The 12,443-nt window shown below is 70.8% G+C and carries 10 protein-coding genes and 1 pseudogene; 2 read left to right on the top strand and 9 right to left on the bottom strand.

Annotated elements, in window-relative coordinates; translation table 11 throughout:
* Window positions 1-36: 36 nt before the first annotated feature.
* The 9 genes and pseudogenes from egtD to D473_RS0121550 all read right to left on the bottom strand — a co-directional run bounded on the left by egtD (window position 37) and on the right by D473_RS0121550 (window position 10,655).
* Entirely contained in the window at window positions 37-1,011 is a 975-nt protein-coding gene (gene egtD / locus D473_RS0121590) for an L-histidine N(alpha)-methyltransferase (protein ID WP_017611122.1), read from the bottom strand.
* Window positions 1,012-1,046: 35 nt separating this feature from the next.
* Window positions 1,047-1,829, bottom strand: coding sequence for an ergothioneine biosynthesis protein EgtC (gene egtC, locus D473_RS0121585; protein ID WP_017611121.1), 783 nt, complete (start codon window positions 1,827-1,829; stop codon window positions 1,047-1,049).
* The gene (gene egtB, locus D473_RS0121580; protein ID WP_017611120.1) at window positions 1,829-3,166 is read right to left on the bottom strand and encodes an ergothioneine biosynthesis protein EgtB; all 1,338 of its coding nucleotides are present in this window, start codon (window positions 3,164-3,166) and stop codon (window positions 1,829-1,831) included. The genes egtC and egtB overlap by 1 nt, the downstream gene beginning before the upstream one ends.
* Window positions 3,163-4,406, bottom strand: a pseudogene (locus tag D473_RS25895) (glutamate-cysteine ligase family protein). Before D473_RS25895 ends, egtB begins: the two are co-directional and overlap by 4 nt.
* 280 nt (window positions 4,407-4,686) lie before the next feature.
* On the bottom strand, window positions 4,687-5,769 hold the full coding sequence (locus D473_RS0121570) for an ABC transporter ATP-binding protein (RefSeq protein ID WP_017611119.1): 1,083 nt from the start codon (window positions 5,767-5,769) through the stop codon (window positions 4,687-4,689).
* Window positions 5,770-5,792: 23 nt separating this feature from the next.
* Entirely contained in the window at window positions 5,793-6,809 is a 1,017-nt protein-coding gene (locus D473_RS0121565; RefSeq protein WP_017611118.1) for an ABC transporter ATP-binding protein, read from the bottom strand.
* Window positions 6,806-7,765: an ABC transporter permease gene (locus tag D473_RS0121560; protein WP_017611117.1), complete on the bottom strand. Its 960-nt coding sequence runs from the start codon at window positions 7,763-7,765 to the stop codon at window positions 6,806-6,808. The genes D473_RS0121565 and D473_RS0121560 overlap by 4 nt, the downstream gene beginning before the upstream one ends.
* A complete protein-coding gene (locus D473_RS0121555) occupies window positions 7,762-8,817 on the bottom strand; it encodes an ABC transporter permease (protein ID WP_017611116.1) in 1,056 nt (351 codons plus the stop codon). The genes D473_RS0121560 and D473_RS0121555 overlap by 4 nt, the downstream gene beginning before the upstream one ends.
* Complete coding sequence (locus D473_RS0121550; RefSeq protein ID WP_017611115.1) at window positions 8,814-10,655, bottom strand: ABC transporter substrate-binding protein; 1,842 nt, start codon at window positions 10,653-10,655, stop codon at window positions 8,814-8,816. The genes D473_RS0121555 and D473_RS0121550 overlap by 4 nt, the downstream gene beginning before the upstream one ends.
* Window positions 10,656-10,890: 235 nt before the next feature.
* Here D473_RS0121550 and D473_RS0121545 point away from each other — a divergent pair, with 235 nt between their 5' ends.
* Window positions 10,891-11,604 (top strand): metal-dependent hydrolase, encoded by a 714-nt coding sequence (locus D473_RS0121545; RefSeq protein ID WP_083918059.1) that lies wholly within the window; start codon window positions 10,891-10,893, stop codon window positions 11,602-11,604.
* A gap of 134 nt (window positions 11,605-11,738) precedes the next feature.
* The gene (locus tag D473_RS0121540; RefSeq protein ID WP_026127181.1) at window positions 11,739-12,398 is read left to right on the top strand and encodes an O-methyltransferase; all 660 of its coding nucleotides are present in this window, start codon (window positions 11,739-11,741) and stop codon (window positions 12,396-12,398) included.
* Window positions 12,399-12,443 lie beyond the last annotated feature (45 nt).

Below are 12,443 nucleotides of genomic sequence, written 5' to 3'. Positions count from 1 at the left end.
CCGGGGATCCCTGTCCGGGCCCGGGCCGGAGAGAACTCAATCCGCGATCGCGAGCACGAGGGCGAAGTCGCCGTCGGGGTCGGTCCACCAGTGTTCGGGGGTGAACCCGGCCGCTTCGAGCTCGCCGGCGAGCCCCTCGCGCCGGAATTTCGCGGAGATCTCGGTGAGCATCTCCTCCCCCTCGGCGAAGTGCACGGACAGGTCGAGGTCGGCCACGCGCACCGTCTGGTCGCGGCGCGAGCGCAGGCGCATCTCGATCCATTCCCGCTCGCTGTTCCACCGGGCCACGTGGTCGAACGCGCCGGTGTCGAAATCGGCGCCCAGTTCCCGGTTGATGACGGTCAGGACGTTGCGGTCGAAGGCTGCGGTGACCCCCTGGGCGTCGTCGTAGGCGGCCACGAGGCGGTCGGGGTCCTTGACCAGGTCGGCGCCGAGCAGGAGCCGGTCACCGGTCTCGAGCACCCCGTGGATGTCACGCAGGAACACCGCGCGGCGGTCGGGGACCTGGTTGCCGATGGTGGACCCGAGGACGGCCAGGAGCTGGCGTCCGCCGCTCTCCGAGACCGGCAGGAGCCCGAGGTGTTCCTCGAAGTCGCCGACCACGGCGTGCACGTCCGTGCGGGGATGGGACTCGGCCAGGGCGGCGGCGGACTCGGCCAGGAATTCCCCGCTGACGTCGACGGGGACGAAACGGGTGAGGCCGCCGTGCCGTTCCAGGGCCTCCAGCAGCAACCGGGTCTTGAGTCCGGATCCCGAGCCGAGTTCGATGAGGGCCGAGGCCTCGGCGGCCGCGGCGATCTCGTCGACGTGGCGCGCGAGGATCTCCTTCTCGGCGCGGGTCGGATAGTACTCGGGCAGGCGGGTGATCTCCTCGAACAGGGCGCTGCCGTGGGCGTCGTAGAACCATTTGGGCGGCAGCTGTTTGGGCCGGGAGGTGAGTCCCTCTGCCACGTCCTTGCGCAGGGCCTTGCCGAGGTCGTCGGTGGTCAGGTTGCGGTCGATGCGGAACATGGCGCCTCCTCGGGTGCCGGTGGTGGAGGGTCGGATCAGCCGATGGGGTGGATCCGGGTCCCGTCCCGGGTGGCCACGACGAGGGAGCCCTCGGGCACCTCACGCCAGCCGGTCGTGTCGTCGAAGGGTTCGGAGGCCACGAAGACCCCTCCCCCGGGCTCGTCGAGGGTGTACAGGGTGTCGCCCGCGGCGGTCGCGGCCAGGGACCGGCCGTCGGAGGCGAGCAGGTTGTAGCGACCCTCGGAACGTTCCCGGGCCTGTCGGACCACGGCGGCCAGGGCGCCCGGCAGGTCGCCCGAACCGCGCCAGGTGCGCACGGTGTGCGCGAACAGGGGCGCGGAGTCGACGGGCGCGCGGGCGTCCAGGACCCCCTCGGGCGGGGGCGCGGCGAAGGCGTCGACGAGCGCGCTGTCGTCCTTGACCGCTCCGTTGTGGCTGAACAGCAGGGTGTCGGCGCGGAAGGGTTGGGCGCCGGACTCCTCCGAACCGAACCCGATGGTGGCGTCCCGCACCGCCGCGACCACGCACCCGGAGGTGATCGCGTGGGCGGCGTCGGCGAAGGAGGCGTCACCCCACATGGGCATGGCCCGCCGGTACCGCAGCGGCTCGGGCGGGCCCTCCCGGCCCGGTTCGGTCTCCTCCACCTGTTCGGGCGCGGCGGATCCGGGGTACCAGCCCACCCCGAACCCGTCGGCGTTGACGGTGCCGTGGCACTGCGCACGCGGCGCCCACGACTGGACGTGCAGCGAGTGGGGCGCCGCGTACAGCAGTTCGTGCAGGGTACGCGGCGGCCCCAGGTAGGCGAGGTGGCGGCACATCAGGTCTCGCCGGCGTTCCGTGCGCAGCGGAAGCCGCTGAAGATCTGCCGCCGGACCGGGTGGTCCCAGTTGCGGAACGTGGACCGCACCGCGGTGGGGTGGGTGGCCCAGGAACCGCCCCGCAGGACCTTGTGTCCGTCGTCGAAGAAGACCTCGGAGTACTCGGGGTACGGGAAGGCCTCGAACCCCGGGTACCCGTGGAAGGTCGTGGAGGTCCACTCCCACACGTCGCCGATGAGCTGCTGCACCCCCAGTGGCGAGGTCCCCTCGGGGTGGCGTCCGGCGGGTGCCGGTCCGAGGGTGCGCTGGCCGAGGTTGGCGTGGCGGGAACCGGGTTCCTCATCGCCCCACGGGTAGCGGTGGGAGGTGCCGGCGGCCGGGTCCCAGCGGGCGGCCTTCTCCCACTCGGCCTCGCTGGGCAGGCGCTTGCCCGCCCAGGCGGCGTAGGCCTGGGCCTCGTAGAAGGACACGTGCTGGACGGGTTCGTCGGGCGGGACGACCTCCTGGCGTCCGAAGCGGCGCCGCGACCATCCCTGGGCCTCCCGTTTCCAGAACCCGGGTGCGAACGCCTTCTTCTTGGTACGCCACTTCCAGCCCTCCTTGCTCCACCAGCGGCGGTTCTCGTAGCCGCCGTCGTCGATGAAGTCCATGTAGGCGGCGTTGGTGACGGGCCGGGTGTCGATCCAGTAACCGTCCAGGTGGATCTCTCGGGCCGGGCGTTCGTTGTCGAAGGACCACGGGTCCTCGTCGGTGCCCATGGTGAAGGTGCCCGGCGGGACGTAGACCTCTTCGTGCACGGGTGGTTTGAGTGAGCGCACGCCCCGGGCCGGCTCGAGCAGCACCGGTGCACCACGCCGGAGCTGGTGGGTGGCGAGCATGGTCTCGTCGTGCATGTGCTCGTGCTGGATGACCATGTGGAAGACGAACCCGGCATCGAGCAGGGAGCGTTCGTTCCCGTTGTCCTCGGCGGGCCCCAGGTCGGTGCCGGAGAGCACGTCGAGGACCTCGCGGCGTACGCGGGCGTTGTACTCGTAGGCTTCGACGGGGTCGAGCAGGGGCAGGGAGACCCGTTCGGAACGCGGGTTCTCGAAGGCGTCGTAGAGCCCGTCGATGTCGGGGCGCAGGGCCTCCTTGCCGCCGGCGGCACGCAGCAGCCACTGTTCCTCGTAGTTTCCGACGTGCGCCAGGTCCCAGACCAGTGGTGACATCAGCGGTGAGTGCTGGGTGTGCAGGCCCTCGTCGTCCAGGGCGTCGAGCGTGAGTCCGTTGCTGCGGTTGCGGCTGCGGTCCAGTTCGGTGGCGATGCGCTCCTTGGCGCGTTCCTGTTCCTGGTTCACCCTGTTCCTCCCCTCACTGCGGAGCGGCTCTGCGGTCGCCCTCCGGCGGGCGCCGTTCGCGTCCGGGGCACGTGCGGCCAAGTGTCGGCGGGGCTGAGCCCGCGCCGGACGTACTGGTCGGCGTAGTCGTCGCCCAGCCCCGCCAGGGCGGCCGATCCCATGACGGACAGGGCTTCGGCGGCCGCGTCGAAGCACACGCGCGCGCAGGCGGCCAGGTCGGGGTCCTCCAGGCCGGGGCGGGCCGAGCGCAGCCACAGGTCGGAGGCGGGCACGGGGCCGCCGCTGAGGCGTTCGGTGGCTTCCTCCGCGATGGCGCGTGCGCCGGGTTCGTCGGTGAGGGCGGCCGTCAGGGCGACGGGTACGGGCCACCACTGCCAGGGCACGGCGTCGATCATGCGCAGTTCCCACCAGCCGCGGGGGCGCACGGGCGGGAAGAGGGTGCTCAGGTGGAAGTCGAGGTCGCCGAGGGTGAGAGGACGCGGCCCGGCGCCGTCGATCCACTCGGCGAGGGTGAAGCCGGGTGCGGTGATCCACTCGTCCTGACCGCCGGGTTCGGCGGTCAGGGCCATGACGTTCGCGGCCAGGGCGTACTCGGTCCAGGCGGTGACGGGGTCGGCGGCGGCGCCCTCGGACACCGGGCGGGTNCCCAGCCGGTACGGCGGCCGCGCCAGACGGGGGAGTTGGCGAAGGCGGCGACCAGCACGGGACCGAGGCGGTGCAGGAACTGCCAGCGGGCGGTGAGGTCGTCGTGGTCGGCTCCGGTGTCCAGGCACACCTGGATCGAGGCGGTGCTGCACATCATGACCGGTCCGCTCGCGTGGCGGTGGTGGTCGAAGTAACGCTCCATGGCGGTGTACCTGGGTGTACGCAGTTGCCGGACCGGTGCGCGTGTGGGGTCGACGGCGCTGTCGAGGACCTGCAGGCCCTCTTCCGCGAGGAGCTTGTCGACGTGGGCGAGGTCGGTGGCGAGGGCCTCGTGTGCTCGTGCCGGGCCCGGAAGGGCGGGCGAGCTCAGTTCGAGCTGTCCGCCGGGTTCGTAGGTGAGCCCGCTGCCCGCGGGCGGGGGTCCGCCGTCCTCCAGCAGAGTGCGGAGGCGGCCGAGATCGACGGGTTCGGTGGGGTCGGCGGGGTCGGTGACCATCCACTCCGACTCGGCCCCGACCTTTCCGGGAGGGCCGGTCTTGAAGCAGACCCCGCTGATGTGCTGGTGGACGTCGTCCGTGGACACGGTTCGGACCATCGGTCGCTCCCATCGCGATCACCACATGGGGGTGGCCTTCCATGTACTGCCCAGGAGGCGAGCACGGCGAACGTGCGCAATGGGTGGAATCAACACGAAGTGTGATGCTGGATCATGCTTTGTCGGACATGTTCGGCGCGACACACCGCGCCAGAACAGCCCTTCCGTGCATACTCACACTGCGCAGCCGCACATGTGATGAGGGTCACAAAGCAGGATCGGGGCGACGCGCGCACGCGGGGCGCCCCGGCACACGGCCGTGAGCGCCCCGCGGGTCACGTCAGGGGCTGCCGGCGGGAAGGCGGCCCTCGAGATCGGCGGCGGCCCAGTGGCAGGCGACCCGGCGCTCGTCACCGCCCGGCAGAACCAGCGGGTCCTCGGTCCGGCAGCGCTCGGCGACCCCGGCCCGTTCGGCCTCACCGGAAGCAAGGATGGGGCAGCGCGGGTGGAAACGGCAGCCGCCGGGCACACGTTTGGGGTCCGGCGGCTCTCCGCTGAGCACGACCGGCCCCTCCTCCGAGGCCGCGTCGGGCAGGACCGACAGCAGGGCGCGGGTGTAGGGGTGCGCGGGCGCGGAGAGCACGTCCTCCACCGAGCCCAGTTCCACGACCCGGCCCAGATACATGACCGCGACCCGGTCGGCGATGTTCCAGGCCAGGCCGAGGTCGTGGGTGGCCACCAGAGCCGACAGCCCCAAGTCCTGGCGCAGTTCCAGCAGCAGGCGCAGGATCTCCCCGCGCACCGAGGCGTCCAGGGAGGCCACCGGCTCGTCGGCCACCAGGACCTCCGGTTCCAGGACCAGCGCTCCGGCGATGACCACACGCTGGCGCTGGCCGCCGGACAGCTCGTGGGGGTAACGCGCGAAGAACCGGTCGGCCGGGCGCAGCCCCGCCCGGGCCAGGGCCTCCCCCACCCGCTCGGCCTCGTCGACGGTGGTCCCCCGGTGCACACGCAACCCTTCGGCCACCGACTCGTAGACGGAGCGGCGCGGGTTGAGGGACCCGGTCGGGTCCTGCTGCACGAACTGCACACGGCGCCGGTACCGCTTGAGGGCACGGGAACGGTATCCGAGCGAGTCGCCCTCGAAGACCACCCGGCCCTCGGTGGGGCGTTCCAGGCCCAGCAGCACCCTCGCAAGGGTGGTCTTACCGCAGCCGGACTCACCGACCAGCGCGATGATCTCCCCGCGGCCCACGTGGAGGTTGACGCCGTCGACGGCGCGCGCGGTGCCCGAAGCACCGCCGGGCGCGAAACCCGCCGAGAAGGCCACTCGGACCCCCTCGGCGCTGAGCAGGGGTGTGGACACCGGTTCGGCGTCGGCGGGTTCCGACGACACCGGCGGGTCGGTCTCGGTCGAGCTCACGTGTGTCTCCTCGGGGCGTGGTGTCAGGGGGTGGTCCCACCCGCGGTGGTCAGGGGCCGTTCCGGACCCACGCGCACACACGCCGCGTGGCGGTCGGAGTCCCCGTGCTCGTCGGGGCCCACGGGCCACAGAGGCGGGTCCAGGGTGGCGCACACTTCTTCGGTGACCGGGCAGCGCGGACGGAACACACAGCCCGTGGGCGGGTCGGCGGGATCGGGCGGGTCGCCGGGCAGTCCCCGGGGCGCCAGGCGCGAGGCCGGGTCGCCGATCGTGGGGAAGGCCGCGCTCAGGGCACCGGCGTAGGGGTGGGCGGGTTCGTGCACGACCTGCGCGGCCGGGCCCTCTTCCACGACACGTCCGGCGTACATGATCCCGACGCGGTCGCAGGTCTGGGCCAGTACCGACAGGTCGTGGCTGATCATGAGCATCCCGATGCCGTGGTCGGCCACCAGGGAGCGCAGCAGGTCCAGGATCTGGGCCTGGATCATCACGTCCAGGGCGGTGGTGGCCTCGTCGGCGATGATCAGTCGGGGTTCGCAGGCCAGGGCCATGGCGATCATGACGCGCTGGCGCTGGCCGCCGGAGAGCTGGTGGGGGTAGTCGCCGGCCCGGGAGGGCGGCAGGCCGACCTGGCGCAGCAGGTCGGTCACCCTTTCCTTTGCGGCGGGGCCCTTGGCGGTTCCGTGGATCTCCATGGGTTCGGCGATCTGCTCGCCGACACGGCGCACCGGGTTGAGTGAGTGCATGGCGCCCTGGAAGATGACCGAGGCCCCGACCCAGCGCACCGCTCTCAGCCTGCCCCACCGCATGCCCAGGACGTCCTCGCCCTCCATCAGGATCGAGCCCTCGGTACGCGCAGTGGCGGGCAGGAGCCGCAGCAGCGCCAGGGCGACGGTCGATTTGCCGCTGCCGGACTCGCCCGCGAGCCCGAGGGTGTCGCCGGGGTCCAGGGAAAGGTCGACGCCGCGGACCGCGGGCACGTCCCCGCCCTCGGTCCGGTAGGTCACGTGCAGGTCCTGGACGTGGAGGAGGGAAGTCAACTGTTCTCCCTGAGCCGGGGGTTGATGACGGACTCGAGCGCGCGCCCGCACAGGGTGAAGGACAGCGCGACCACGGCGATGGCCAGGCCGGGCGGGACCATGTACCACCAGATCCCCGCGCTGACGGCGCCCGCGGTGCGTGCCGCCTCGAGGATGCCGCCCCAGGAGATCGTGGTGGGGTCGCCCATGCCCAGGAAGGCCAGCGTGGACTCGGCGATGATCGAGGTCGCCACCAGCAGTGTCGTCTGGGCCAGCACCACCGGCATGACGTTGGGCAGCACGTGCCAGAGCATGACGTGGGTGTGGCCGCCGCCCAGGGCACGCGCCCGCTCGACGTAGGGGCGGGCCTCCACCGCCAGGGTCTGTGCCCGCACCAGCCGTGCGGTGGGCGGCCACACGGTCAGACCGATCGCGGCGATGATCGTGCCCGTGCCACCGGGCAGGACCGCAGCCAGGGCCACGGCCAGCACCAGTGTGGGCAGCACCAGGAACCAGTCGGTGATGCGCATGAGCACCGTGGAGGTGATGCGTCCGCCGGTTCCCCCGGAGGAGCCGAAGTGTCCGGCGGTGACACCGATGAGGGTGCCCAGGGAGACCGAGACGACGGTGGCGAGCAGACCCACTGCCAGGGACACACGTGCGCCCCAGATGATGAGGTCGAGCACCGAACGGCCGAAGTTGTCGGTACCCAGCGGATACTCGGGGCTCGGCGGTTCGTAGGCCTGCCCGGGGGCGCCGGTGACGGTCAGGTGGGCCTGGTCGATGAAGAGCGGCGCGGTCAGGGCCGCGGTCGCGATGAGCAGCAGCGAGACCAGGCCGGCCATGCCGGCGCGGTTGTGGGCGTAGGAGCGGGCGAACCGGCCCAGGGCGCGCCGTCGGCGCCGCCGGGCCAGTACACGGGGCGAGGGCACGGGCGCCGGGGCCCGGGGGGCGGGTCGCGGATCGAGGCCGGTCATGGGCGCACCCTGGGGTCGAGCAGCGGATACACCAGGTCCGCCAGCAGGTTCATGAGGATCACCGAGGCCGCGAACAGCACGAACAGCCCCTGGACCAGGCCCAGGTCGGGTACGTGCAGGCCCGAGTAGAACAGGTGGCCCAGTCCGGGCCAGGAGAAGACGGTCTCGACGAGGATGACCCCGGAGACCACCTGGCCCAGGTTGAGGAAGATGAGCGTGACCGTGGGCAGCAGCGCGTTGGGCACCGCGTGGCGCCTTCGCACGAGGCCGTCGCGCAGCCCCTTGGCCCGGGCGGTGGTGAGGTAGTCGGCGCCCTTCTCGTCGATGAGGGAGGAACGCATGATCATCAGGTACTGGGCGTAGATCACCGCGACCATCGTGACCACCGGCAAAACCATGTGGCGGGCGGTGCTCAGGACCGCTTCGATTCCGGTGGCGTCGGGGGCGACCATGCCGCTGGTGGGGAACAGGCCCGGGAAGAAGCCGCGCCCGGAGGCCAGCAGGACGATGAGCAGCAGACCCAGCCAGAACGTGGGCACCGACCAGAAGAACAGTGCCACGGCGGTGTTGACGCGGTCGCCGCGGCCCCCGGGGCGCCATCCGGCCCGGGCCCCGAGGAAGAGGCCGAGCAGGGCGGCCACGATCGTGCCCGTCCCGGCCAGCAGCAGAGTGGGCCCCAGCCGTTCCAGGATGAGCTCGGTGACCGGCTCGCGGTACTGGAAGGACACACCCAGGTCCAGGCGCAGCAGACCGCCGGCGTAGTCGAAGAACTGGGACCACAGGGGCTGGTCGAGGCCGAACTGGCGACGCAGCTCCGCTTCCTGTTCGAGGCTGACCTCGCGCCCCTCGGTCATGGCGCGCACGGGGTCGCCGGGCAGGATCCGGAACAGGAAGAACCCGGCGACGATGACGGCCCCGAGGGAGACCACGGCGGTGGTCAGACGCCCCAGGACGTACAGGGCCACCCTGCGTGCGCGGCCGCCGCCCCCGGCCGGGGCGTCCTCGGTGGGCGCCCCGGCCGGTCCGTCGGTCGCGGTGGAGGTCGAGGTCACTCGCGGTCCTCCGCGGTGGCGCGCCGGCGGATCAGGGCGTAGGCGCCTCCGGCCACGAGCAGCAGTAGGACCGCCCCCGCGCCGATGAGCACACCGGTGGAGAGTCCGCCGCCCGCACCTGCCCGGACGTCCGCGGGCTCGGCCGACCACCAGGCCCAGTAGCCGTCCTGGCCCCAGATGTTGCCGCCTTCGGCGGGCTCGAACTGGATGTCGCCGATCTGGTCGGTGCGGTAGGCCTCCATGATGTTGGGGTAGGTCAGGACGTTGACCACGGCCTCCTCGTAGAGGATCTGCTGCATCCGGTGGATGTACTCGGCGCGTTGGTCCTTGTCCTCGTGCTCGGCGAGCTGGGCCTCGTAGAGCTCGTCGTACTCCTCGTTGCAGAAGTAGGCGTCGCCCTGCATCGTGCCCGGTTCGGTGGGCAGCCCGTCACAGGTGTGGATGCTGAGCACGTAGTCCGGGTCGGGGTTGACCGTCCACCCGGTGAAGATCAGGTCGTATTCGGCGTCGTAGAGGGCGTCGCTGAGGATTCCGGGGTCGACGGTCCGGTTGTCGATCTCGATCCCGATGTCGGCGAGACGCTCCTCCATGACCTGGCCGGCCTGGACGTTGTCGGGCCGGTCGGAGTGGACGTGCATGCGCAGTTCGAGACGGTCGCCGTCGGGCGAGGTGCGCACCCCGTCCTCCCCCCTCTCGTAACCGGCGTCGTCGAGCATCTCGTTGGCGGAGTCGGGGTCGAAGCCGAGGACGGCCTCCTCCCCCTCGGGCTCCCAGTGGAAGTCCTCGTAGCGGGGCGGGATGTAGCCGCCCGCGGCCACGGCCTGTCCGTTGGCGCCCTGCTCGACGATCTCGTCGTTGTCGATGGCCTTGACGATGGCCTGCCTGAGGGTGCGGTCGGACAGGGCCGGGTGGCCGTCGCCGAACTCCTCGCCGTCCTGGGTCTCGGCGCCGGGATTGATGGTGAAGGCCTGGAAACGTTTGCCGTCGGAGATGTTGACGGCGACGTCCTCCACGCCCTCCAACGAGGTCGCCTGGGCATCGGTCAGCTCGTAGACGAAGGAGACCTCGCCGCTGCGCAGGGCCTCCACGGCGGCGTCCTTCTCCGTGTAGTAGCGGAAGACCAGCTCGTCGAAGCCCGGGGATCCGCGCCAGTGGTCCGGGTTGGCCTCCAGGCGGATCTGCTGCCCGCGCTCGTGTTCGGTGAGCATGAACGGGCCGCTGCCGACGGTCGGGAAGTCCTCGTTGGCGTAGTCGGAGAAGGCCTCTCCCTCCTCCTCCATGATCGGTTCCCACACGTGCTGGGGCACGATCGGCACGTTGAGGGCGGTCATGGTGGCCTGGGGCTCTTCCAGGTCGATGACGACGGTCCGATCGTCCTCGGCGGTGACCTCCTCGAAGCCGGCCACGTAGTTGCCCGAGGCGATCGCGGCGTCCTCGTTCTCCATGATCGTGGTCAGGGTCCAGGCCACGTCGTCGGCGGTGAGCTGTTCGCCGTCGTTGAAGTAGGCGTCCTCACGCAGGTTGAAGGTCCAGGTGAGGCCGTCGTCGGAGGCCTGCCAGTCCTCGGCCAGGGAGGGGGCCGGCTCGTTGGTCTCGGGGTCGACCGTGACCAACGAGTCGTAGACGTGCCGGAGGATGTTGGTGGTCACCGCGAGCTGGGCGGTGAAGGGGTTGAAGGAATCGACCTGCTGGGCCATGGCCACGGTCAGGGTGTCGGTACCGCCGTCGTCGTCGGCCGCGGCCGGTGCCGCGGTGGTGCTGCCGACGAGGAGCAGTGCGGCTCCCGCTGCTGCGGCGCGCCTGGGAAGGGTGCCGGCGGGAGGGTACTGGCTTTTCATGAGCGGCCCCTGTCGAGGTTCGTGGGGTCGGTGGCCAGTGCCACCGCTGGGGGTTGTTGGTTGTTTACCAACGCCGACCGAACAGGGTCAACGATCTTCAGCGGGCGCCGTGACATCGGTACGGATTCGCGTCCCGACCGCGTCACCGGAGGGCCTGTGGGCCTTGGGCAGGATTCGGCGTCCGCAATCCCCCCGGATTCGCTGCCCTTGGGATACTCCGCTACGGTTTTCGGACATGATGGGGCACTCGCACGCACTCAGTGGCGTGGTGGGCGGAATGGCCGTGGCCGCCGCCCTTCAGGACAGGGAGTTCTTCGGACTCACCTTGGATTTGGGGCCCGGCGAGATCATCGCCGGCTCATTGGTGTGCGCGGGTGCAGCACTGCTGCCCGACGTCGACCACCGCAGCGCCACGGTGACCAAGACCTACGGCAAGGTCACCGAGGTACTCAGCGACATACTGAACTTCCTGTTCGGCGGGCACCGCATGGGAACGCACTCGTTCTTCTTCGCCGCGCTCATGGGCACCATCGTGACACTGCTGGCGTGGTGGTCGGACCTGGCGGTGCAGATCTTCGTGTTCCTGCTCATCGGTATCGCGCTCCAGGGCCTGGGTTTCGGTCTGGACAAGAACCGGGCGGCCTCGGGGATCATCAACGCCCTGGCCACGGCGGCGATCACACTGACTCTGTACGCGACGGGCACCGATTACAGCTGGCTGGGTACGGCTGTCGCCTTCGGTGTGATCCTGCACTTCTTCGGCGACATGGTCACGAAGATGGGTGTGCCGGTCTTCTGGCCCCTCTACCGCAAGCGCGTCGGCCGGGGAGGCTTCGCCACCGACGGCCCCTTCGAGAAGAAGGTGGTCACCCCCCTGCTCACCGTGGCCGTGGTCCTCGGATCGGTGTACTTGTTCGACTGGCCGGAGCTCCTTCCCGACCACACTTGAGCACCGGCGCCCGGACCCAGAGGCTCAACCGTGTGAAGGGCCGGGCCCTCGGACACCTGCGCTGAGGCTCGGCCCTCCGTGTGGCTGAGCAAACCTGCCCCCTGTCGGGAGGGGAATTGGCTAGGGTGGCGACCGTGACTCGAACCACGGAAACCGTTTCCCCTGAGCTCCAGACCTACATCGTCGACCACACCGACCCCGTCGACCCGGTTCTGGCCGAGCTCGCCGAGGAGACCGCACGCCTGTATCCCGACCAGAAGGGCATGCAGATCGGAGCCGAGCAGGGGGCCTTCACCACCCTGCTCACCCGCATCCATGGCGCCCGCGACGCGGTGGAGGTCGGGACCTTCACCGGTTACTCCGCCCTCTGCTTCGCCCGCGGACTGCCCGAGGACGGCCGTCTGCTGGCGCTGGACATCAGCGAGGAGTGGACCTCGGTGGCCCGCCACTACTGGGAACGGGCCGGGGTCGCCGACCGCATCGACCTGCGCATCGGCCCGGCCCTGCAGACGCTGCGCGCCCTGCCCGAGCAGGAGCAGTTCGACATCGCCTTCCTGGACGCCGACAAGACCGGCTACCTCGACTACTGGGAGGAGCTCGTACCGCGCATGCGCACGGGCGGGCTGCTGCTGGCCGACAACACCCTCTCCCACGGCCGGGTGGTCGATCACGACAACACCGAGCCGCACGTGCAGGGCATCCGGGACTTCAACGACCGGCTCATGGCCGACGACCGTGTCACACAGGTGCTGTTGCCGATCGGCGACGGATTGACGCTGGCGCGCAAGCACTGACGGCGCGGCCGGGGCTGCGGGCCCTGGCCGCGGCGGCCACGGTTG

The organism is Nocardiopsis xinjiangensis YIM 90004 (genome assembly GCF_000341145.1).
GTDB classification, from domain to species: Bacteria; Actinomycetota; Actinomycetes; order Streptosporangiales; family Streptosporangiaceae; genus Nocardiopsis; species Nocardiopsis xinjiangensis.
The sequence above is the reverse complement of the archived record's forward strand: the minus strand, read 5'-3'. Positions and strand labels throughout refer to the sequence as shown.

What these genes read in the sequence shown, in the direction of transcription:
- D473_RS0121545 (WP_083918059.1), top strand. Translation starts at nt 10,891, where the DNA reads ATGATGGGGCACTCGCACGCACTCAGTGGCGTGGTGGGCGGAATGGCC.
- egtD (WP_017611122.1), bottom strand. Translation starts at nt 1,011, where the DNA reads ATGTTCCGCATCGACCGCAACCTGACCACCGACGACCTCGGCAAGGCC.
- egtC (WP_017611121.1), bottom strand. Translation starts at nt 1,829, where the DNA reads ATGTGCCGCCACCTCGCCTACCTGGGGCCGCCGCGTACCCTGCACGAA.
- D473_RS0121550 (WP_017611115.1), bottom strand. Translation starts at nt 10,655, where the DNA reads ATGAAAAGCCAGTACCCTCCCGCCGGCACCCTTCCCAGGCGCGCCGCA.
- D473_RS0121560 (WP_017611117.1), bottom strand. Translation starts at nt 7,765, where the DNA reads ATGACCGGCCTCGATCCGCGACCCGCCCCCCGGGCCCCGGCGCCCGTG.